This is a genomic window from Nocardioides sp. (assembly GCF_035503875.1).
Lineage (GTDB): Bacteria > Actinomycetota > Actinomycetes > Propionibacteriales > Nocardioidaceae > Nocardioides.
Window position 1 is genome coordinate 20,036 of sequence record NZ_DATJTA010000021.1, and the last position, 21,106, is coordinate 41,141.

Annotated in this window: 18 protein-coding genes; 3 read left to right on the forward strand and 15 right to left on the reverse strand. The window is 73.0% G+C overall.

The features are described from left to right. Positions 1-8: 8 nt before the first annotated feature. The 8 genes from VMF51_RS05225 to VMF51_RS05260 form a co-directional block, all read right to left on the reverse strand. Entirely contained in the window at positions 9-998 is a 990-nt protein-coding gene (locus VMF51_RS05225) for a hypothetical protein (RefSeq protein ID WP_325473349.1), read from the reverse strand. 5 nt (positions 999-1,003) lie between these two features. After that, a complete protein-coding gene (locus tag VMF51_RS05230; protein WP_325473350.1) occupies positions 1,004-1,819 on the reverse strand; it encodes a hypothetical protein in 816 nt (271 codons plus the stop codon). A 141-nt stretch (positions 1,820-1,960) separates the two neighbouring features. After that, on the reverse strand, positions 1,961-3,409 hold the full coding sequence (locus VMF51_RS05235; protein WP_325473351.1) for an aldehyde dehydrogenase family protein: 1,449 nt from the start codon (positions 3,407-3,409) through the stop codon (positions 1,961-1,963). Continuing rightward, on the reverse strand, positions 3,409-4,623 hold the full coding sequence (locus VMF51_RS05240; RefSeq protein ID WP_325473352.1) for an NAD(P)/FAD-dependent oxidoreductase: 1,215 nt from the start codon (positions 4,621-4,623) through the stop codon (positions 3,409-3,411). The genes VMF51_RS05235 and VMF51_RS05240 overlap by 1 nt, the downstream gene beginning before the upstream one ends. Further along, the gene (locus VMF51_RS05245; protein WP_325473353.1) at positions 4,620-5,519 is read right to left on the reverse strand and encodes an isocitrate lyase/PEP mutase family protein; all 900 of its coding nucleotides are present in this window, start codon (positions 5,517-5,519) and stop codon (positions 4,620-4,622) included. Before VMF51_RS05245 ends, VMF51_RS05240 begins: the two co-directional genes overlap by 4 nt. Positions 5,520-5,521: 2 nt before the next feature. Then, positions 5,522-7,036 carry an aldehyde dehydrogenase family protein gene (locus tag VMF51_RS05250; protein ID WP_325473354.1) on the reverse strand — a complete coding sequence of 505 codons (1,515 nt, stop codon included), beginning with the start codon at positions 7,034-7,036 and terminating at the stop codon, positions 5,522-5,524. Positions 7,037-7,044: 8 nt separating this feature from the next. Beyond that, positions 7,045-8,349 carry an acyl-CoA dehydrogenase family protein gene (locus VMF51_RS05255; RefSeq protein ID WP_325473355.1) on the reverse strand — a complete coding sequence of 435 codons (1,305 nt, stop codon included), beginning with the start codon at positions 8,347-8,349 and terminating at the stop codon, positions 7,045-7,047. Further along, on the reverse strand, positions 8,346-9,647 hold the full coding sequence (locus tag VMF51_RS05260) for a flavin reductase (protein WP_325473356.1): 1,302 nt from the start codon (positions 9,645-9,647) through the stop codon (positions 8,346-8,348). The genes VMF51_RS05255 and VMF51_RS05260 overlap by 4 nt, the downstream gene beginning before the upstream one ends. Positions 9,648-9,800: 153 nt before the next feature. On the opposite strand from VMF51_RS05260, the gene VMF51_RS05265 reads away from it, so the two are divergent. Continuing rightward, positions 9,801-10,514, forward strand: coding sequence for a GntR family transcriptional regulator (locus VMF51_RS05265; RefSeq protein ID WP_325473357.1), 714 nt, complete (start codon positions 9,801-9,803; stop codon positions 10,512-10,514). Between the two features lie 206 nt (positions 10,515-10,720). On the opposite strand, the gene VMF51_RS05270 is transcribed toward VMF51_RS05265, so the two are convergent. Next, positions 10,721-12,349, reverse strand: coding sequence for a nitrilase-related carbon-nitrogen hydrolase (locus tag VMF51_RS05270; protein WP_325473358.1), 1,629 nt, complete (start codon positions 12,347-12,349; stop codon positions 10,721-10,723). 74 nt (positions 12,350-12,423) lie between these two features. Between VMF51_RS05270 and VMF51_RS05275 the strand changes: the two genes are divergently transcribed. Next, positions 12,424-13,821 carry an MFS transporter gene (locus VMF51_RS05275; protein WP_325473359.1) on the forward strand — a complete coding sequence of 466 codons (1,398 nt, stop codon included), beginning with the start codon at positions 12,424-12,426 and terminating at the stop codon, positions 13,819-13,821. A gap of 74 nt (positions 13,822-13,895) precedes the next feature. On the opposite strand, the gene VMF51_RS05280 is transcribed toward VMF51_RS05275, so the two are convergent. The 3 genes from VMF51_RS05280 to VMF51_RS05290 are packed head-to-tail and all read right to left on the reverse strand — an operon-like array spanning position 13,896 to position 16,337. After that, positions 13,896-14,474, reverse strand: coding sequence for a hypothetical protein (locus tag VMF51_RS05280; protein ID WP_325473360.1), 579 nt, complete (start codon positions 14,472-14,474; stop codon positions 13,896-13,898). Next, positions 14,471-15,130 carry an isochorismatase family protein gene (locus VMF51_RS05285; RefSeq protein ID WP_325473361.1) on the reverse strand — a complete coding sequence of 220 codons (660 nt, stop codon included), beginning with the start codon at positions 15,128-15,130 and terminating at the stop codon, positions 14,471-14,473. Before VMF51_RS05285 ends, VMF51_RS05280 begins: the two co-directional genes overlap by 4 nt. Before the next feature lie 4 nt (positions 15,131-15,134). Next, entirely contained in the window at positions 15,135-16,337 is a 1,203-nt protein-coding gene (locus VMF51_RS05290; RefSeq protein ID WP_325473362.1) for a CoA transferase, read from the reverse strand. A gap of 31 nt (positions 16,338-16,368) precedes the next feature. Between VMF51_RS05290 and VMF51_RS05295 the strand changes: the two genes are divergently transcribed. Next, entirely contained in the window at positions 16,369-17,289 is a 921-nt protein-coding gene (locus VMF51_RS05295) for a hydroxymethylglutaryl-CoA lyase (protein ID WP_325473363.1), read from the forward strand. Positions 17,290-17,358: 69 nt separating this feature from the next. Here the strand turns inward: VMF51_RS05295 and VMF51_RS05300 are convergent, their stop codons facing one another. The 3 genes from VMF51_RS05300 to VMF51_RS05310 form a co-directional block, all read right to left on the reverse strand. Continuing rightward, positions 17,359-18,543 (reverse strand): hypothetical protein, encoded by a 1,185-nt coding sequence (locus VMF51_RS05300; protein ID WP_325473364.1) that lies wholly within the window; start codon positions 18,541-18,543, stop codon positions 17,359-17,361. 114 nt (positions 18,544-18,657) lie between these two features. Continuing rightward, on the reverse strand, positions 18,658-19,836 hold the full coding sequence (locus VMF51_RS05305; RefSeq protein ID WP_325473365.1) for a calcium-binding protein: 1,179 nt from the start codon (positions 19,834-19,836) through the stop codon (positions 18,658-18,660). After that, positions 19,830-21,065: a calcium-binding protein gene (locus tag VMF51_RS05310; protein WP_325473366.1), complete on the reverse strand. Its 1,236-nt coding sequence runs from the start codon at positions 21,063-21,065 to the stop codon at positions 19,830-19,832. Before VMF51_RS05310 ends, VMF51_RS05305 begins: the two co-directional genes overlap by 7 nt. Positions 21,066-21,106 lie beyond the last annotated feature (41 nt).

Here is a 21,106-nt window from a genome sequence, read left to right on the forward strand (position 1 = left end):
GTGTTCTCCTACCTGCGCCGGATGGCGGCGATCTCGGGCTGGGGCTGCTCAGCAAGCTGGTCGAGCTGCGACTTGGCGGACGGGGCGCTCGTGAGGTGGGCGGCCAGGAACGTCGCCACCACGTCGCCGAGCACCTCGCGGAGGCGGTCGTGGTCGGCGTCGGTCGGCGTCTCCAGGAACCCGCGTGCGGTGGACGGGTCCTCGGGGTGCGCGGCCAGCATGTGGCCCGCCCCGGCCAGGTGGACCAGCCAGCACTCCGTGGTCGAGGCCACGGCCTCGCGCCAGGTGCGCTCGACCGGGTCGTGACCGGCCGCGCCGGCCTGCTCGCCGTACCGGATGGCACTCGCGGCGACCACGCCGTCGTCGGTGCCGGCGATGATCATGGTGGGCGCCTCGACCGGCGCGTGGAGCAGGGTGTTCGGCGGGTAGCCGATCATCTGCGAGGCCATCGTGTGGGCGCCGTAGGTGACGACGGCGCGCACCTCCGGGAACCACGCGGGGCTGATGGACTGCAGCAGCACCGTGCCGCCGGCCGAGTGACCGACGACGCCGACCCGCTCCAGGTCGAGCAGACCCGCGAGCTGGCCGGACTCGTTCAGCGCGGCGACCGCGTCGAGCACCGGCCGCAGGGCCGGCGTCGTCGGCCGCTCGCCGTAGTGGTCCGGACCCGCGGCGACGATGTCGACGCCGGGGGTCAGGCCGTACTGGCCGGGGAACAGCTCCCCCACCCAGTCGTAGCTGACGCAGACGTTGCCGGCCTCGACCAGCCGGAAGGCGAGCCAGCGGTAGGCGTCGGCGGGACAGTTGACCCCGGGCACCAGCACGACGACGGGGTACGGCGCGCCGGCGGCGTCAGCGGCGAGCGCACCGCTCATCCGCTCGACGTCGTCGCGCGCCGGCAGGGCCGGATAGCGCACAGTGACGTGCACCGTGTCGTACGGCGCCGCCACCCCGGGGACGCGGGTCGCCGTGCGTACGGCGCGGACCAGGACACTCACGTGGGTCAGGCCTGCTCATGCGCGCGCGGGAGCTCGCGGTCGCCGCCCCACAGGGCGCGGACCAGCGTGTTGGTCAGCTCCTGACCGAAGAACCGGTCGCCCATCTCGTTGGCCGGGTCGCGCTCGGCGATGTTGCGGCGGGTCAGCAGGTCGTCCGCGGCCAGCGCGGCCTGCTCCTCGGCGGGGACCCGCTCGGCCGCGTCGACCCAGCCGAGCCAGCGCTCGAGGTGGTCGGTGGCGAGCTTCGAGACGAGGTCGGTGGTGCGGCTGTCGGTGGTCGCGGTGTAGGCGTGCGCCATCGGCGACAGGCTCGCGCGGACGAAGCCGCTGCGGCTGACGAACGGGTCGAGGAAGTCGTTCTCGTGGCGCACCTGCTCCCACTCGGCGTTGAGCGGGCCGAAGTAGCGGTCGTAGGAGTCGGTGTCGACGAGCAGGTTGGTGCGCGGCACGGAGTCGACGAAGATCCAGGCCTGCGGGAAGGCGCCGAGGGCGAGGCCGAAGTGCGGGACCTTGACCTGGGGACCGAGCCAGATGGTCAGGTGGATGTTGGCGAAGCCGAGCTTCGCGTTCTCCATGTGGGAGTGCACCATCCAGTCGATCTCCGGACCGGCGTAGGCACGGATCCGGCCGGTGGGACCGCCGTTCTCGCCGCCGAAGCTCTCGAGCACGTTCGACGAGGGGTCGCGGGTGAGCTCGAACCGCTCCGCCACGCGCGCCTTCAGGCCGTCGACCAGGTCCATCCAGGTCGCGAAGATCTCCGAGATGTCGGTCGTCGGCGCCTCGTCGTAGAACTCCTGCACGGACTTCAGGGTCTGGCTCATCGTGCTCCTCGGTCCTGCTCAGTGGGTGGTGACGAAAAGTATATATAATCTACGAGGCGAGAGGGAAGCGCTTCGCACGCGTCCGAGCCAGCATCCGCCGAAGTCGGGACCAAAGTCCCGGACTTCGGTCGCGAATCGGTATCAGCCCGGGTACGCCGCCGCGCCGAGACCGGCCCCGCCCGCGCGGAAGGCGCCGGGCGCGTGCACGACGCAGGGCTGGGTGTGCTCGAGCACGCCCTCGTCGCCGTACTCCCGTCCCCAGCCGGAGCGCTTGATGCCGCCGAAGGGTGCACGCAGCGACATGCCGGTGCGGTTGTGGGTGTTGACGAACGTGAAGCCCGCCTCGAGCCGCGCGGCCACCGCGAAGGCGCGCTCCTCGTCGGCCGACCATACGGAGGCGGCCAGACCGAGGTCGCCGGCGTTGGCGAGCTCGAGCGCCTCCTCGAGGGAGTCGTAGGCCAGCACCGGGACGGTCGGACCGAACTGCTCCTCGGTCACCAGCGGGTCGTCGGCGGACACGCCGAGCACCAGGGTGGGGCGCAGGTAGTGGCCCCGCGACAGGTCGGCACCGGCGTCGACGGTGCCGAGCACGACGGCCTCGGCCCCGCGCTCGCCGGCGCTCTCGACCAGCGCCCGGACCCGGGCGGCCGAGTCGGCCGTCACGACCGGGCCGATGGTGACGCCGTCGGCGAGCGGGTCGCCGAGGCGGAGCACGCGGTCGGCGGCGGCGCGGTAGGCGGCGACGAACTCGTCGAGCCGAGCCCGCGGGACCAGCAGCCGCTTGACCGCCATGCAGACCTGGCCCGACGTCGCGAACGTCGCCATCACGAGCCGGTCCATCGCGTCCGGGCCGAGGTCGGCGTCCTCGAGCAGCAGGGCCGCGTCGTTGCCGCCGAGCTCCATCAGGGTCGGGGTGAGGGTCTGGCCGGCGAGGGCAGCGATGGCCCGGCCCGCGCGTTCGCCACCGGTGAAGGCCACCCGGTCGACTCCGGAGTGCCCGACCAGCGCGGTCGCCGTCTCGGCGTCGCCCTGCACGACCTGCACCACGTCGTCGCCGAGGGCGGAGCCCAGCAGCTCGACGACCCGGGCGATCGCGAACGGCGCGAGCGGGGACGGCTTCACGACCACGACGTTGCCCGAGACCAGGGCCGGGCCGAGCTTGAGCGCGGCCAGGATGACGGGCGCGTTCCACGGGGTGACGGCCGCGACGACGCCGTACGGCCGGCGCCGTACGACGATCCGGCCGGCCTCGTCGTCGATGACCTCGTCGACGAGGAGCTCCTCGGCGCGGTCCGCCGACCAGCGCAGCACCGTGACGGCGAAGCCGAGCTCGCCGCGGCAGTCCGGCAGCACCTTGCCGGTCTCGCGCGCCATCAGCTCCGCGAGGGCGTCGAGCTCGGCGGCGATCCGGTCGGCGCCGGCACGGACGGCCGCGCAGCGCGCACCGAGCTCCGTGGCCGCCCAGGCCCGCAGGGCGATGCGGGCCCGGGCGACCGTCGCGTCGACCTCGGCCGGATCTGCGGCCTCGACGCTGCCGACGAGCTCGTCGGTCCGGGCGGGGTTCTCCCGCTCGATCGGGGCTCCGGCCATCAGGGCGCCTGGACGCCGACCATGTCGACGACCTTGCCGGAGCGCAGCGAGTTGATCATGGAGGTGTTCAGCAGGTGCTTGCGCATCCGCTCGCGGTCGGAGGCCAGCTCGCGCAGCTCGTCGTGGTACGCCTTGATCGCGTCGGCGTCGTCCTGACGCAGCTTCTCCCAGTTGTCGTGGGTGATCGTCTTGACGTACGACAGCGCCACCTGGCGGCGCGCCTCGCACGCCGTGTCGAGCTGCTCCAGCGTGCCGTCGCCGCGCAGCAGCGCCAGCAGCGCCGTGGTCTCGACGTACGCGTCGTGGATGCCGCTGTTCATGCCCATCCCGCCGAGCGGGTTGTTGATGTGGGCGGCGTCGCCCATCAGCAGCAGCCGGCCCTTGCGGAAGGAGTCCGCGACCCGCTGGTGCACGCGGTAGAGCGTGGTGTGCAGGACGTCCCACTCGCGGCCCAGATCGGCCACGCCGCTCAGCCGCTCCTGGATCCGCGCCGGGTCGATCTCGACCTCGTCCGCGGTGTCCTGGGCGGTCGGGAAGAGGATCCGCCAGTGCTCCGGCGTGCGCAGCAGCACCAGCCACTCAGTCGGGTCGAAGACGTAGTTGACCGCCGAGATGCCCGGCAGGATCGTGTCCAGGTCCTCGGTGGTCGAGGCGACCAGGAAGCGCTCGGGGTAGGTCATGCCCTCGAAGGAGAAGCCGGCGGTCTGCCGCACCTGCGAGTTCGCGCCGTCCGCGCCCAGGACCCAGTCCGCGGTGAACGTGTCGCCGACCTCGGTCGTCACGGTCGCCGTGGAGCCGTCGCTCGCAGCCTGGACGACCCGCTGCCCGAAGTGGACGCTGACGTGGTCCATGCCCTGGAGGACCTCGAGGATCACCGGGGTGAGCTTGGACTGCTCGATCTGCACCCGGAACGGGAAGCGGGTGTCGCCCTCGAGCACGCCGAGGTCCAGGTCGGCGATCGGGCCGGTACGGCGGTCGCGGTACTGGAACCCCGTGGACACGAGCCCGCGCTCCATCAGCGGCTCGAGCACACCGAGCTCGTCGAGCATCTCCAGGCTCGGCGGGTGGAAGGTCGAGGCCCGCGACTCGGCGGCCAGGGTCTCCCCCGCCTCCAGGACGGTGACGGAGATGCCCGCGCGCGCGAGGATCAGCGCCGCGGTCAGGCCGACCGGGCCGGCGCCGGCCACGAGGACGGTGGGGTGCTGCTGGGTCATGGGTGCTCTCCTGCGGCGTACCGCTGCTCGAGGGTCAGGAGGTCGGGCAGGCCGACCAGGGACGTGAGGTCGTCCCAGCCGAGCCGGTCGACCGGGGCGGCGTCGCCGGTCGCGGCGATCGCGGCGTACACCCGGGCCTGGGCGTGAGCGGCCGCGAGCAGCGCCGAGACCGGGTGGATGACGATGCGGACGCCGAGCTCGCGCAGCGACGCCTGGTCCAGCGGCGGCTCGGAACCGGCCGCCTCGGACCGGTTGACGACCAGGGGCGGGCAGGAGCCGGCGGCGCGGACGACGCCGTCGACGACCTGGGCGAGCTGGTCGGGGCTGGCGCCCTCGACGAACACGGCGTCCGCGCCCGCCTCGGCGAAGGCCACGCAGCGCTCGGTCGCCGACGCCACGCCCTCGACGCCGACGGCGTCGGTGCGGGCGACGACGACGATGCCGCTCGTGCCCTCCGGGGCCGCGTCGACGGCGGCGCGCACGCGCGAGGCCGCCTCGTCGACGTCGACGACCTGCTTGCCGGCGAGGTGGCCGCAGCGCTTCGGGGCGACCTGGTCCTCCAGGTGCAGGCCGGCGATGCCGGCGGCGGCGTACGACCGGGCGGTCGCGCGGGCCTGCAGCGCGTTGCCGTAGCCGGTGTCGGCATCGGCCAGCAGCGGCAGCCCGTCGAGCGCCGGCGTCACGCTCTGCGCCACCTTGACGATGTCGGCGGCGTGCACGAAGCCGAGGTCGGGCAGGCCGAGCGCCACCGCGGACGCGACCGCGCCCGACAGGTGGGCGCCCGACACGCCCGCACGGGCGGCGAGCCGGGCACTCACCGCGTCGTACACCCCGGGCAGGTGGACCAGGTCCGGTCCGCGCAGCAGCGCGCGGAGCCGATCGGAGGGAGCGTCCATGGTCACTTGCCGTGCAGGGCGAAGCCGCCCTCGACACCGACGACGCGGGCGCCGGTGAAGATCCGGATGGTCTCCAGGGTGCCTTCCTCGCCGAGTCCCGAGAGACCCCAGGCGGGGCGGGGCGTCATCAGGTGCAGGCTCATGATCGTCGAGCCGTTCACCTTGACCTCGCCGGCCCGCACCTGCCGGGCGAACTCCATGGCGCGCTCGGTGTCGGCGCCGAGGACGTAGCCCTCGAGGCCGTACGGCGTGCCGTTGGCCAGCGCGAGCGCCTCGTCGAGCGTGTTGTACGCGTGCACGGTCGCGACCGGCCCGAACACCTCGTGCTGGGCCTCGGCGGCCGGCACCCCGGTGAGCAGCGTCGGCGCCAGGAAGTGACCGCGCTCGGGCAGCGAGGTGCTGGTGCAGGTCACTCCCCCGACGGCGACCTTCGCCTCGAGCTCGGCGTGCACCCGGCCCAGGTGCACGGAGTGCACGAGCGGGCCGAGGTCGGTCGCCGGGTCGAGCGGGTCGCCGGCGCGCAGGTCCGCGAGCCGGTCGAGGGCGAGACCCACGACCTCGTCGGCGATCTCGGCCGGGACGACGAGCCGCCCGAGCGCGCGGCACCACTGGCCGTTGAGCGTGGTGAGCAGGTCGACGGCGGCGCGGGCCGCGTCGGCGGGGTCGGTGTCCGGCAGCACGACCAGCGGGTTGTTGCCGCCGAGCTCGAGCTGGGTCGCGGTGAAGTCGGCGGCGCAGGCCGCCGCGATCGCGCGACCGCCGGGCAGGCCGCCGGTGAAGGACACGGCCCGCACCCGGGGGTCGCTCACCAGGCTGCCGCCGACGCCGGGGCCACCCTGGACGACCTGGAAGGTGCCGGCGTCGACACCGGTGCCGAGTCCGGCCTCGGCGAGGACACCCGAGACGATGCGGCCGAGCTCGGTCGTGCCGTACGGCGCGTACTCGCTGGGCTTGAGGATCGTCGGGCAGCCGGCGGCGAGCGAGCTGGCCACCTTGTGGGCGGCCATCGGGGCCGGGGCGTTCCAGGGCAGCAGGCACAGGGCCGGCCCGAGGGGCAGACGGTGCACCTCGACGGCGTTGCCGGACATCCCCTCGTAGTCCTCGCGGAGCACGCCGTCACGCAGCGCCTGCGCGACGAGGCGGAACGCGCCGGGGACGATCATCGCGACGATGCCGGTCTGCGTGACCGGCACGCCGGTCGCGAAGGCCTCGAGAGCGGCGAGCCGCGGGACCTCACCCTTGAGGGCGTCGGCGACCCGGTCGAGCACCTCGGCCCGGGCGTCGGGCGACATCCGCGCCCATGCGCCGGACTCGTAGGCGACCTGGGCGGCCGCGGCCACCCGCTCGCCGTCCTCCGCCGAGGTGGCGGCGGCGTGGCCGAGCTGCGTGCCGAGGTAGGGGTCCTCGAGGATCAGGTCGAGCTGCTCGGTGGGCGCCGACCAGACCCCCGCCACGAGCTGCGCGGGGAGCGGCAGCTCCAGGCGGGGCGTCTCGATGCCATCCTGGGTGGTGGTCAACGCGTCTCCTACTTGGCGGTCTGGGTGGGCTTGGCGAAGCTGTCGCTGGTGGTGAGCCCAGCCCAACCCTCGTTGTCGACGATCATCTTCGCCAGGTCCAGCTTCCCGCGCTCCGCGGGGAACGCCTGGACGAGACCCATCGCGGTGTCGCGGACGGCACGGCCGATGGAGTTGCCCATCAGCGCGCCGGAGGTGCCGCACATCTTCAGCGCCGACAGCGCCACGTCGTGGGCGTGCTCGCAGATGGCGCCCTTGGCGAGCTTCCAGCTCTGCACGACCTCGTTCTTGGGCAAGATCGGCGGGTCGCTGGCCTCGAGCTCGATCTGGCGACGCAGCCACAGGTGCGCCTCGGCGAGGTGGCGCTCTCCGTCGCCGATGATCACCTGGTGCATCGGGCTGGAGGCGATCGGCTTGCCGGTGTCGGCGAACTTCGCCGCCATCACCCGGCCCAGCGCGAAGTCCCAGACGCCCTGGGCGATGCCGGCGTAGATCGAGGCGATGGCGATCTGGTTGCCGACCCACGAGCCGCGGGACATCGAGGTGGCGCGGGTGAAGGCGCCGGGCACGGCCAGGGAGAGTTCGTCGGGGACGAAGCAGTCCTCCATGATCAGGCCGTTGTTGTCCGAGGCCCGCATGCCGAGGCCGATCCACGGCGCGCGGGGGCGCGCGCCCACGGCGTCGCGGGGCACCAGGAACAGGGTGAGGGCGTCGAGGCCCTCGACGTCCTCGCGGCGCGCGGTGACCAGGTAGTAGTCGGCCGAGCCGGACAGGCAGCCGAACGACTTCTCGCCGTTGAGCAGCCAGCCGCCCTCGGTCCGGGTCGCGGTGGTGCGGATCAGCACGTTCGCGTTGGAGGCCTTGACCGCCTCGCTGGCGAAGTTGCCGATCGCCTTCTTCTCGGTGCCCATCAGGTGCAGCACCTTCTCCGCGAAGGCGCGCACGACCGGCGCCTCCTCGTCGTCGTACAGACCGGCCTCGAGCGCCGCCAGCGGCAGCATGCCGCGCGAGGACGAGGAGCAGTGGAAGAAGTACGCCAGCGCGGTGGAGCCGCACACGGTGCCGAGGGTGTACGTCGTCGCCGCGAGGTCACGCAGCCCGCCACCGAGGCCGCCGTACTCCTCGGGCACGACGAGGCCCAGCAGGCCCGCGTCGCCGAGCAGCTTGAGGTGACCCTCGGGCAGGGCCCCGGCCTCGTCGGCCGACTCCGCGGCCGCGGCGATCGCCGGCAGTACCGACTCGACGCGGGCCGCCCGCTCGCGCTCGGCGGCGGTGAGGTCGGGGAGGAGAAACTCGGCGGTCAGCTTTGCCGTCATCCTGCGGCTCCTACTACTGGATCGGTCGTGGCCGGGCCGGCCGCGAGGTCATGGGCACCGACGCTGGCGTCGGAGCGGTTGGCGACGGCCGAGCGGAGGTCGTCGGCGACCCGGCCCAGCTGTCCGCCGTCGGCGGGTGAGTCGACATCGAGCTCACCGAGGAGCCGGACGAGGTCCTCGGTCGCGACCGCGCCGTCGAGGCCGGCGAGCGTGGTGTCGAAGTGGTGCACGCCGCTCTTGAGAGCGGTCAGGGCCTTGACCAGGCCGAGCCGGTCCCGGTCACCGAAACACGCCCGCAACGGCACCGGCCGGGCGAGCCCGACCGCGTCCTGCAGCACCGCGCGCACCTGGAGCGGGGTCGCGGCGCCGTTGCTGTCGGCCATCCCGATCTCGCGGACGCGAGCCTCCGAGAAGGCCACGACCGCCGACAGCACCGCCTCGGTGCGGTGCGGCGCGAACGCGTCGTCGAGCACGATGGCCACGCGGTCGGCGACGCCGTCGATGATCGCGAGCGTCTCCTGCACCGCACCGGGCCGGGCGGCGTCGACCGCGATCTCGACCGCGTCGAGGTCGAGGGCGAGCGCCCGGTCCAGCTGGCTGCGGTTCGCGACCAGGGCCGTGGCCCCGGCCGCGAGGGGCTCGGGGACGGCGACCGGGTCGCCCTCGTGGTCGGTCAGGTCGAGCACCCGGACGCGCACACCGCTGGTGGCCACGTCCCGGGCGGTCTGGAGCACCCCGTCCTCGGGGTGCTGCTGGCGCCGCAGGGCCGCGACCAGGCCGCTGTCGGCCAGCGTGGCCACGTCGGGCAGCACGTCGGCGAACTGGCCCCACCCGCGGGAGTGGAACAGCAGTGGCGCCGTACGACGGGCCGCGTGGCCCGCGAGCACCTCGCCCACGAAGATCGTGTGGTCACCGCCGGGGTACTCGTGCAGGACCCGGCAATCGAGCCAGCCCAGCGCGGAGTCGAGCAGCGACACGCCCGTGGCGGCGGTGGTCCAGGACTCGCCGTCGAAGCGGTCCTCCACCTCCAGCCCGGGCACCATGCCGGCGAACCGGCGAGCGACCTCGGCCTGGTCCTTGGCGAGCACGTTGACGCCGAAGACGCCGCCGCGCGAGATCAGCTCGTGGGAGTAGAGCCGCTTGTCCAGGCAGACAGAGATCAGCGGCGGGTCCAGACTCACGCTGGAGAACGAGCTCGCGGTCATGCCGTGGCGCACGCCGTCCACCAGCGTGGTCACCACCGTGACACCACTCGGCCACTGGGCCATGACGTCACGAAATGTTGCGGGGTCGACCATCTCGCACCTCCTCTCGGCTAGAGAATATACAATATCGGATAGGTGAATCGCGCAAGCGGATTGGGACAATCCACCCGCGGACGTGCCACGATTGCGCCGGCGTACGACCCCCCGCACGCCGAGTACCACCAGATGTCAACGAGGAGATGCCGCATGGCGCGTACGCGCACCGGAGCGCCGGTTCGTCCGATCGCCCACCTGTCCCTGGTGGACCGGGTCACCGACGAGCTGCACCGCGCGATCCTCAACGGCAACATCCGCCCCGGCGCCGCCGTGTCGATCGTCGAGCTGTGCGAGCAGTTCGACGTCAGCCACATCCCGGTGCGCGAGGCCCTGCGCCGCCTGGAGAGCGAGGGGCTGGTCAGCCTCCGCCCCGGGCGCTCGGCCCTGGTGGCGCCGCTCAGCGTCGACGACCTGTCCGGCATCTACCGACTGCGCAAGGTGATCGAGGGCGACCTCACGATGCGCGCGATGGAGGTGATGACCCCGGAGCGGATCGAGGCGGCCCAGGTCGCCCTCGACGAGTACGCCCAGATCGAGCGGGAGCCGGCGGCCCTCGCCGCGGCCCACCACGCCTTCCACGCCGCGATCCTCGACGACGTCACCGGCACCGTCGACCGCCGCGTGCTCGAGATCCTCTGGCACTCCGCCGACCGCTACCTCCACCTCGGCATGGACAACCTCGACCGCGCCCCGGAGACGACCGAGGCGCGCATCAGCGAGCACCGGGCGCTGCTCGACCTGGCTCGCGAGGGCAAGGCCGAGGCGCTCCGCGACGCCTGGGTCGCGCACCTCGACTCCAGCGAGGTGGCCCTGCAGGCCGCCCTCAGCGCCCAGTCGGCCGCCGACGAGGTCGCCGGCGCCTGAACTCCACAGCCCGCCTCCGAGGTGTCGGAGGTGGGCTGGAGCATGCCTCGGAGCCGCGGGCTCATCACGGTATGCAGATCAGTTCGCACCTCCCACGGCGGGTACGCCGTGGGAACCGCAGGCTCGTCTGCATCCCGTGATGAACCTGCGCGGCCCCGGCCAGGCGGAGGCCGGGCAGCCCGCCCGACCTCCGCCGACGGTGGCGCTCAGCCGCCGACCGGAGCGACCAGCACGTCCGCGATCTCCCAGGGACGGCCGTCGACCAGGTCGGTCCCCTTGCTCACGAAGCGGTTCGTCGCGCAGGCCGGTCGCAGCGTGGCGACCTGCACCGAACCGGTCGCGAGGACCGGGTCGGGGCGGCTGATGACGCCGGTGAACGGTCCGCGGTCCGGCGCCCACAGCGTGAAGTCCCCGGACAGCGGGAACAGCGCGCCGCCGCCGGCGGCTCCGCGGCGGCTGGCCACGGCGACGTTGATCCGGTTCTCCGCGGCGCGCTCGAGCAGGAGCGGGTCGAGGTCGGCCGGGGTCTGCGTCGTGAACGGGACGGCGACGACGTCGACGTCCTGGAAGGCGGCGAGGCGGAAGGTCTCGGGGTAGAGCGCGTCGTCGCCGACCACCAGCGCGAGCCGGCCCCAGGGCAGGTCGACGACCTGGAGCCCGTCGCCGAGCGAGCTCACCCAGTCGAGGCGCGCGCACGCGTGCAGCTGAGGCTGCCGCAGGACGACGCCGGCAGCTCCGAGCACGAGGCCCACGTGCGCGTCGCCGTCGGCCACGCTGGTCGCGACGAGGGCGTCGGACCCGGCCAGGGCCGCGACGATGTCGTCCGCGGCGAGCTCGGCCAGCTCGGGGAGCACGACCAGCCCGGCATCCGTGGCCAGCGCCTCGCTCAGCAGGGTGCCCAGATCCTCGTCGCCCTCCGGGCTGAGGACGGCCGTGACCAGCTCCGCGGCGCCTGCGGGCCGCCGCCGCCCGCGCGGGGCGTCGAGGATCGGGCCGTAGAGGTCGGGACGGCGCGCCGCCATCACGTCGGTGCCGTCGGGACGGCGCTTGTCGTCGGCCAGCGACACGTCGATATCGGCGACCACGACGGCCTCGCCGGTCAGGGGACCGATCGCGACCACGGTGCCGTCGGGCGCGACGATCTGGGCCTCCCCTGCCCCGTGCAGCCGCTCGACGGGTACGCCGACCCGCTCGGCGACCATGGCGATGCTGTGCGGCGGCACCAGCGGACCGACCTTGTTCGCGGCCACCACCCAGACCCGGTTCTCCACCGCCCGGACGGGCACGTGCAGCGTCGCCTCGTCGAGCGCGAAGGAGTTGATGCTGTTGAGCAGCACCTGGGCGCCGCCGACGGCGAGCATCCGCGGCGTCTCGTTGATGACGCCGTCCATGCAGGAGTAGAGGCCGACCCGGCCGATAGGGGTGTCCACGACCGGCGACGCCTCGATCGCCGGGTCGAGGTGGTCGCGCTCGCTGCCCATCAGCACCTGCTTGTCGGTGACCGCCAGGATCGTGCCGTCGGCGCCGAAGAGGATGTTGCTCCCCGTGGTCCGGCCGTCCTCGCGCGCCAGCGTGCAGTTGGCCATCAGCAGCAGGGAGTGCTCGGCCGCCTTCGCCGCCAGCGACTTCACGAACGGGCTGTCGAGGGTCAGGGCCATCCGGCGCGCGTGGTCGCGGTCGGCGTACCACGAGACGTGGTTGCAGAATTCGGGGAGTACGACGACCTGGGCGCCCTCCGCGGCCGCCTGGTCGGTCATCCGAAGGGCGGTCGCGAGGTTCTCGTCGACCTCCTCGGTCACGGCGTACTGGACGGCGGCCACGCGGACGATCGACATCTCACTCCTATATATGATCTACGCTACGTCGCAAGCCTCGCACACCAGACCCTCGAACCCTAGGAGTCGGCCGGATGTCGGAAGCAACCCGCGATCAGATCGAGACCGAACCGGTCCTGGTGGAGGTGCCGGCCTACGCAGGGAAGCCGCCCGTCACGGTCGACCTCACCAAGGCCGCACCGTTCGGCTGGTGGGTGGCGATCGTCATCGCCCTCGTCGCGTTCATCGACCGCGTCGAGGTCAACCTGATCGCGGGGGCGCTCCCGCAGATCCAGGACCACTTCGGCTTCAGCGACACGTGGGCCGGCGCGATCCCGACCGCGGCCTCGGTGGCCGGCGCCCTGCTGGTCCTGCCGGCGGGCCGCCTGGCCGACCGTGCCCCGCGCGTCGTGACGATCTCGATCGTCGTCCTCATCTGGGCACTCTGCTCGGTCGCGAGCGGTCTGGCGACCAGCTTCATGATGTTCTTCTTCATCCGGATCATCATCGGAGGCGCCGGACAGCTCTACAACCCGCCGGCCTCCTCCCTGCTGGCCGACTACTACCCGGCGCGCAGCCGCTCCAAGGCGTACGGCTTCGAGCGCGCCGGCTACTACATGGGGCTGCCCGCCGGCGTGATCCTCGGCGGTGCCATCGCCGAGGCGTTCGACTGGCGCACGGTCTTCTTCATCGCCGCCGTCCCGGGGCTCCTCGTGGCCATCCTCGTGCTCACCATCAAGGACCCGATCCGTGGGCTCGGCGACCGACTGGAGCAGGCCCGCACCGGCGACCGGGCCGCCACGGAGTCCCAGCACGTGGTCGACACCCGCTCGATCTGGGCGCAGACCGCCGACCTGCTCCGCATCCCCACCCTGCGCGGCGTGACCGTCGCCCTGGCCATGCTGTCACTCGGCGTCGCCGGCCTCTTCTACTGGATCCCCACCTTCCTGGTGCGCGTCGAGGGCGTCAGCGAGGCGACCGGCTCCGCGCTCTCCGGCTCCGTCGGCGGCACCGGCATCGTGGTCGGCATCCTGCTCGGCTCGAAGTTCGGCGACAAGTACCACGGCATCAGGAAGGGTTGGCGGATCAACGTGTCCGCCGTCTTCCTGCTCGTCGGTGCCCTCGGCCTCACCGGCACCGTGCTGCTGCCCGGCGTCGGGGTCCGCAGCGCCATGATCGCCCTGGCCTGCATCGGCTTCGCCGCGGCGATCCCGAACATGACCGCGGCCAACGCCGACGTCCTGCCCGCCAACGGCCGCGGCATGGGCTTCGCGGTGCTGACCTTCCTGGTCACCCTCGGCGGCTCCGCCGGCCCGCTGCTGATCGGCGTCGTCTCGACCCTGCTGGGCGACACCTTCGACCTGGACAAGGCCGCCTCGCTCCAGTACGCGATGCTGATCCTGCTCCCGCCGGTCTTCATCTGCATCGGCATGGCCGCCAAGATCCGCCACACCTACGACGACGACGCCGCCAAGGCCCTCGCCGCCGCCTGACCTCGACCCGGCCAAAGGACAGCGCCCCCGCCCGAGGAACTCGGGCGGGGGCGCTTCTCTTGTACGTCGGGGGGTCAGCCCCAGTGGTGGACGATCGCGCGGCCGGGGCGGGCCGGGACCGGCGTACCGGCGGGGACGAAGGCCCAGTGCCGGTCGCCGGGCCAGAGCACGTCAGCGTCGACGTCGAAGGACTGCTCGGCGAGGTCGTCGTACACGGTGATCGAGCCGACCAGCTCGGGACGCGCGGGGCGCTGCTCCCCCGCGGCCAGCGTGGACACCGTCGCGGCGCCGGACTGCTCGGCGGAGCCGTCGGTCCAGCCGCCCCCGGGGCCGGAGAACCAGACCAGGGCGCTGGTGCCGTCGGCGACGAAGGTCTCCGAGCGAGTGGCGTGCGGCTCGACGACGAGCAGCTCGCCGACCTCGACGGCCTGCCCGCTCATGGAGAGCCCGCCGGAGAGCAGGACCATCTCCTCGCCGGCCGGCTGGTGGCCGACCGCGTCGCGCCGCCAGCCGTCCGGGAAGCGCACCAGCACGCTGCGGGTGCCCCGCTCGGCGTCGGCGTGCAGCATCACGAGCCTCGCCGGCTGGTCGGAGCCGGCGATGTTGTGCTCGAGCCAGGTCAGCTCGGCGGAGTCCAGGTCGAGAACGGTCATGCGGGCTGCTCCTGGTGGGTCGAGGGGTGGGCGAGGAGATGGGCGACGACGTCGGCCTCCGAGAGGACGTCGGCGTACTTGGAGTCCAGGTCGAAGAGGTTCTGCTCCTGCGTCGCCGCGTCGCGGTCGCCCGAGGCGTCGGCGACCACGATCGGCCGGAAGCCGTTCTGGAGCGCGTCGAGCGCCGTGGCCCGCACGCAGCCGCTCGTGGAGAAGCCGAGCACGATCACCGTGTCGACACGCCGGGCGTTGAGGGTGGCGGCGAGGCTGGTGCCGAAGAACGACGAGGCGTACTGCTTGCTGACCACGACCTCCCCCTCCCGAGGCGCGGGCGCGTCGGGGAAGGCGGCGTACGGCGAGCCCTCCTCGAAGACGCTCAGGCCGGGCACCTTCACGGCGAACCAGCCCGCGTCGGCGCCGCCGGGGGCGAGCCGGACCGTGGTGAACAGGACCGGGTGGCCGCCGGTCCGGGCCGCCTCGACGACCCGGTCGGCACTCGCTCGGGCCGCCTCGAAGCGACCCTCGGCATCGGTCAGCGGTCCGCCCTCGAGGTAGGCGCGGACCACGTCGACGACGACGACGGCCGGCCGCTCGCCGAACCCGATCCGGCCCCGGAACCCGACACTGGCGTAGTCGTCCGCGCGGTTGGTCTCCATGGCGTCAGATGATCCCGCGCTCGGCGAGCCCGGCGCGCTCGGCCTCGCCGATGCCCAGCAGCTCGCCGTACACCTGGTCGTTGAATTGGCCCAGGTCGGCACCGGTCCACCGGATCGAGCCGGGCGTCGCGGAGAGCTTGGGGACGACGTTCTGCATCTTCAGCGTGCCGAAGGTCTGGTCCGCGACCTCCACGATCGAGTCGCGGGCCTTGAACTGCGGGTCGTCGAGCATGTCGGCGGCCTTGTAGATCCGGCCCGCCGGGATGCCGCCGGCGTCCATCATCTCGAGCAGCTCCTCGGCGTCGACCGTGGCGGTCCACTCCGAGATCAGCTCGTCGAGGTGCTCCTGGTCCTTGCCCCGGCCGACGTGCGTGGAGTACGGGTGACCCGGGTCCGACCACTCAGGATGGTCCATCATCTTGAACAGGCGCGAGGACACCGAGTCCTGGTTGGCCGCGATCAGGATGAGCTGGCCGTCCTTGGTCGGGTAGACGTTGGAGGGCGCCACGTTCGGCAGGATCGCGCCCGTGCGCTCGCGCTGGTAGCCGGCCTGGTCCCACTCGGTCACCAGCGACTCCATCATCGCCAGCACCGACTCGTAGATCGAGGCGTCGACGACCTGGCCCTCGCCGGTGAGGTGCCGGTGCTGCAGCGCCGAGAGCGCGCCCACGGTCGCGTGCATCGCGGCCAGCGAGTCACCGATCGAGATGCCGGCGCGCGAGGGCTGCCGGTCGGGGTCGCCCAGGATGTAGCGGAGACCGCCCATGGCCTCGCCGATCGAGCCGTAGCCGGCGCGCGAGGAGTAGGGACCGGTCTGGCCGTAGCCGGTCACGCGGACCAGGATGATGCCGGGGTTGACCTCGCGCAGGCGCTCGTAGGAGAGGTTCCACTTCTCGAACGTGCCGCCCCGGAAGTTCTCGACGATGATGTCGGACTTCGCGACGAGCTGCAGGAAGAGCTCCTGCCCCTCCTCCTCGCGCAGGTTCAGGGTGACCGTGCGCTTGTTGCGGCCGACGACCGGCCACCACAGCGACCTGCCGTCCGTACGTCCCCACTGCCGCATCGGGTCGCCCACGCCGGGCGCCTCGACCTTGATCACGTCGGCACCCTGGTCGGCCATCAACGTCGCGGCGAAAGGTCCGGCCAGCAGCTGGCCGGCCTCGAGCACGCGGACCCCGGCCAGCGGCCCGCTCGGAAGAGTCGTCATGAGATGATCGTATATCCGATACGCTTTGTCCGTGAATGAAGTCCAGATCGTCGAGGTCTCCCCGCGCGACGGGCTGCAGAACGAGAAGCAGCTGGTCTCCACCGAGGACAAGGCGACGCTCGTGCGCCGCGCCCTCGACGCAGGCGTACGCCGGATCGAGGTGACCGCTTTCGCGCACCCCGAGCGGGTGCCGCAGATGGCCGACGCCGAGGCCGTGATGGCCGAGGTCCGCGACGACCCGCGGCTGAGCTCGATCGGCCTGGTCCTCAACCGGCGCGGCCTGGACCGCGCGATCGCGGCCGGCTGCGACGAGGTGACCGCCGTCGTGGTCGTCTCCGACGGGTTGGCCCTGCGCAACCAGGGCGTCGACACCGCCGCGCAGGTCGCCGCCTGGCAGGCGATGGCCGAGGACGCCCGGTCCGCCGGCCTGGCCACGACCGTCATCCTCGCCGCCGCGTTCGGCTGCCCGTTCGACGGCGAGGTCTCGACCGAGCGGGTCCTGGAGGTCGCCCGCGGCGTCCTCGACGGCGGACCCGACGAGCTGGCGATCGCCGACACCATCGGCGTCGGCGTCCCGGGCCAGGTGCGCTCGATCGTCGCCGGCCTGCGCGCGCTCGACGCGGACATCCCGCTGCGCGCGCACTTCCACAACACCCGCAACACCGGCTACGCCAACGCGATCGCGGCGGTGGAGGCGGGCGTGAGCGTGCTCGACGCCTCCGCCGGCGGCATCGGCGGCTGCCCGTTCGCCCCGGGCGCCACCGGCAACATCGGCACCGAGGACCTGCTCTACCTCCTGCACCGCTCGGGGTACGCCACGGCGCCCGACGGCGGGCGCCTGGACGCCGCGTCCCTCGCGGCGACCGGCACCTGGATCAGCGAGGTGCTCGGACTCCCCCAGGCACCCGCCCAGCTCGGTCGCGCCGGCGGCTTCCCGCAGCCCGCGTCCTAGCCCCGAAATCCCGCCGAGCCGGCGCGAACTCGCGCCGGCTCGACGGATCTGCTCCGTGCGTTGCTGTGATCAGCAGGACACGCGGACCTCGGCGTTGCGGCAGATGTCGTTGCCGAGCCCGCCCTTGACCACGTCGCGCCCCGGTCCGCCGTCGAGGCGGTCGTCGCCGTCGCGGCCGTTGATCGCGTCGTTGCCGCCGTTGCCGGAGATCCGGTTCGGGCCGTCGTCGCCGCGGATGATGTCGCGCACGCCGCTGCCGCGGACGTACTCGATCGAGGCGAGGTCGGACCGGCCGCCGGCGACCCGGACCCGGCCGGACTCACCGGACTGCAGGTCGACGATGGAGGACCGGCGACCGACGAGGCTGAGGATGTCGTTCCCGTCGCCACCGTCGACGGTGCCCCGGACGTACTGGCTGCCCGCACCGCTCGCGAAGACCGGCGAGAGCACGTCGTTCCCGGAACCGCCGTTGAGGACGGTGGGGATCGCCGGGACCGGACCCTCCTTGACGGAGCTGGCAGCCTTGAGGATGTCGGCGCCCGCGCCGCCGTTGGCGGTGCCGCCGTAGCGCAGGTCGATCGTGTCGGTGCCGGTGCCACCCTCGACGACCGCGGCGTACGCCGTCACCTTGTCCTTGCCCGCGCCCGCGTCCACCGTGCCGCGATAGGCGCGCACCACGTCCGGGCCGGCGCCCATCGAGATGGTGTCGCCGTCGGTGTCGTACTTCGGCCCGACGCTCGAGACGTAGGTGTCGGCCCCGTCGGTGCCGGTGAAGGTGTCGGGGAAGGCGCTGCCCCGGACGGTCCGGATGCCGGTGACGGTCTCGTTGTCGGTGCCGTCGACGACGGTGCCCGCCGCGAGGTCGACCGTCACGCCGGCGGTCGCCCGCTGGAAGGTGAGGACGGTGCCGGCGACGCCGATGAAGGTGTCCTTGCCCGGCCCGGCGAACAGGATCGTGGCGCGGCCCGTGGCCGTCCCGGCCACGTCCTCGAGGATGTCGTCCCCGGCGCCACCGTCGATGTCGGCCTTGGTCCCGGCGACGGCGCAGATGATGTCGTCGCCCTCCTTGCCGTCGACCTTGACGCCGGTGAAGCCCGCCGTGTGGATGACGTCGGCGTTCTCGGTCCCGGTCAGCACCTGGTTGTTCGCCGTGGCGACGATCGTCGCCGCCTGGCCCTGGCACTGCTCGCCCGCAGCCTGCACCGGACTCGCCACCGCGATCCCGGCCGCCACGAGCCCCAGCCCGGACGTCACCACCGCGATGGTCCTGCCTGTGTCACGCTTCGTCCTCATGTGTCCTCCGTGTGATGGCACTCTCTTTACCTTGCCCTTCCTACCCCGTGTGACCGAAAGATCACCTGCGGGCCGTTATCGACACGAACTCGTCATCTCCGCCACGCACCGGTCGGCGCCCGTGCCCCCGTCGGCGCGGTCGCGACCGCCCTCGCCGAAGAGCCGGTCCGCGCCCCGGTGACCACGCAGGACGTCGTTCCCCCGACCGCCCCTCAGCGTGTTGTCGTGGGTGTTCCCGATCAGCACGTCGGCGCGCGCCGTACCGATCACGTCCTCGACGCGCGCTACCGTCGTGACGTACGCCCCCTGCCGGGCACGGCGTCGGCTCAGGTCGACCCGCACCCCGCGCCCGCCGCTCGCCCCGAAGGTGACCCGGTCACGACCGGACCCACCGTCGACGTTCCCCTGGCAGTTCACCCGCGTCGGGCAACGGCTGCCGCTCGGCGCGACGATCCGGTCGTCGCCGGCCCCGCCCTTCGCGGTCGACCGGTCGCCGTAGATCCGGATCGAGTCAGCGCCGGTGCCGCCGTGCGCCCAGCCCCGCATCGTGAGGTTGTCGCGGCCTCCGGCGCCGTACGCCACGTCCGGCGCGCTGTCGGGGCGCATCGCCGCGTCACCGAGGAACCAGTCCGCTCCTGGCGAGCCCAGGAACGTGTCCGAGGCCGCCGACCCCACGAAGGTGCCGATCCCACTGAAAGTGTCGTGCCCCTCGCCGTCGGCCGCACCGTCGGGCACGGAGATCCGCACCCCCGCGGTCCCGCCGAACTGCAGCTCGCTCAGCCGGCGGCCGGATCCGACGACCACGTCGTCACCGGGTCCCGGGACGAGCGTGACCCGCTGGTACGACGGACCGTTCGCATCGACCAGCCGGTCGTCCCCGTCGCCCCCGGTCAGGGAGCCGGCACCGAGGATCCGGAGTACGTCGTCCCCCGGCCCGCCGTCGAGCACGTTGTCGGTCTCGTTCCCGCCTCCCTCGATGCGGTCGGCGCCCGGGCCGCCGCGGGCGGTGATCCCGCTGCCGGGGCCGGTGCAGATGACGTCGTCGCCTCCCCGGCCGTCGATGGTGAGGTGGTGGCGGCCGATCCCGTCGATGACGTCCGGCCCCTCGGTCCCGAGCACGGTCGCCCCGCTCGCGGGCGCCTCGATGGTGACCACCTCGCCCTGGCACAGTCGTACGGCGGCCGCCGGGCCGCTCCCGATCGCGAGCACCGGCGCGGTGAGCGCCACGGCCGCGAGCACCCTGAGCGTCAGCACGACGTCCTCACCTCCGCCACGCACCGGTCCCGGCCCTGCCCGCCGTCCGCGCGGTCCTGCCCCCGGTCCCCCACCAGCGTGTCGGCGCCGCCACGGCCGAGCAGGACGTCGTCGCCGCGCCTACCCACGAGCAGGTTGGCCCGGGCGCTGCCGCGGACGACGTCGGCGTACCTGCTGCCCACGACGTTCTCGACCGAGCCCAGCGACGCCCGCCCACCCTGTGCCCGCGCCCGTCCGGCGCCCAGGTCGATGACGGAACGGCGCCACACCAGGGCCAGGGTGTCGGAGCCCTGCTCCCCGTCGACCCGGCTCCGGGTGCAGTACCGCGGGCAGCCCGCGGACGGGCTGTCGGCGTACGCCGACGGCAGGAAGAGCCGGTCGTTGCCGGCGCCCCCCAGCAGCGAGATCCGACTCGGTCCCGGTCCGGCCGAGTCCATGTCGGCCCCACCGCTCAGCTCGTCCCGACCCGGTCCGCCGAGGGCGGTGCCCGAGGTCTCCACCCTGATCCGGTCGTTGCCGGTCCCACCGACGATCCGGGACCCGGTCCCGGCGGCCTCGTCGTGCCCGGGGCCGAGGTCCACCGACGAGGAGAAGGCCCAGACGCGGTCGTCGCCAGCGCCGGTCCGGATCACGTCGCCGTCGGTCTCGACGAGGTAGTCGTCGGAGGAGGTGTAGCGGTCGTTGCCGTCACTGCCGACGAAGGTGTCCCGGTACGGACTCCCGATCACCGACCGGATGCCTTCGAGGGAGTCGGTGTCGCCCTCGTCCACGGCCTTGCGGTCGTCGAGCCGGATCGTGACTCCTGCGGGCGCGCCGGTGAAGGCCGCGATGGTGCGTCCGTACAGAGCGCCGCGGAGCTGGTCGGCCCCCGGGCCGCCGTACAGCTGAGTGGCATCCTCGATGCCCTCCTTCGGCCCGGTCCTGTCGACCAGCATGTCGGCGCCCGGGCCACCGCGGACGACCGCGCTGGTCCAGGCGGTCGAGCAGACCACGTCGTCGCCGCCACCGGCGTCGACCTGGACCCGGTCGAAACCGACGATGCTGATCACGTCGGGTCCGTCGGTCCCCTGCAGCCGCTCGCCGTCGGCGGTCGCGACGATCGTGGGCGTCAGCCCCACGCACGGCACGACGTCGGCCGCAGCCGGTGGCGTCACGGCGACGAGCGTCGCCGCGGTGACGCCGAGGCCCGCGAGCAGGCCCGGGATCCTGATACTCGGTGAGATTCTCATGCCCGGTCTGATGCACGCGCGGCGCGATCGGTTCATGCGAA

Excerpts from the sequence above, each read along its gene's own strand:
- VMF51_RS05260 (WP_325473356.1), bottom strand. The coding sequence starts at position 9,647 with ATGGTCGACCCCGCAACATTTCGTGACGTCATGGCCCAGTGGCCGAGT.
- VMF51_RS05280 (WP_325473360.1), bottom strand. The coding sequence starts at position 14,474 with ATGACCGTTCTCGACCTGGACTCCGCCGAGCTGACCTGGCTCGAGCAC.
- VMF51_RS05245 (WP_325473353.1), bottom strand. The coding sequence starts at position 5,519 with ATGGACGCTCCCTCCGATCGGCTCCGCGCGCTGCTGCGCGGACCGGAC.
- VMF51_RS05265 (WP_325473357.1), top strand. The coding sequence starts at position 9,801 with ATGGCGCGTACGCGCACCGGAGCGCCGGTTCGTCCGATCGCCCACCTG.
- VMF51_RS05240 (WP_325473352.1), bottom strand. The coding sequence starts at position 4,623 with ATGACCCAGCAGCACCCCACCGTCCTCGTGGCCGGCGCCGGCCCGGTC.
- VMF51_RS05310 (WP_325473366.1), bottom strand. The coding sequence starts at position 21,065 with ATGAGAATCTCACCGAGTATCAGGATCCCGGGCCTGCTCGCGGGCCTC.
- VMF51_RS05275 (WP_325473359.1), top strand. The coding sequence starts at position 12,424 with ATGTCGGAAGCAACCCGCGATCAGATCGAGACCGAACCGGTCCTGGTG.
- VMF51_RS05230 (WP_325473350.1), bottom strand. The coding sequence starts at position 1,819 with ATGAGCCAGACCCTGAAGTCCGTGCAGGAGTTCTACGACGAGGCGCCG.
- VMF51_RS05285 (WP_325473361.1), bottom strand. The coding sequence starts at position 15,130 with ATGGAGACCAACCGCGCGGACGACTACGCCAGTGTCGGGTTCCGGGGC.
- VMF51_RS05290 (WP_325473362.1), bottom strand. The coding sequence starts at position 16,337 with ATGACGACTCTTCCGAGCGGGCCGCTGGCCGGGGTCCGCGTGCTCGAG.
- VMF51_RS05255 (WP_325473355.1), bottom strand. The coding sequence starts at position 8,349 with ATGACGGCAAAGCTGACCGCCGAGTTTCTCCTCCCCGACCTCACCGCC.
- VMF51_RS05270 (WP_325473358.1), bottom strand. The coding sequence starts at position 12,349 with ATGTCGATCGTCCGCGTGGCCGCCGTCCAGTACGCCGTGACCGAGGAG.
- VMF51_RS05235 (WP_325473351.1), bottom strand. The coding sequence starts at position 3,409 with ATGGCCGGAGCCCCGATCGAGCGGGAGAACCCCGCCCGGACCGACGAG.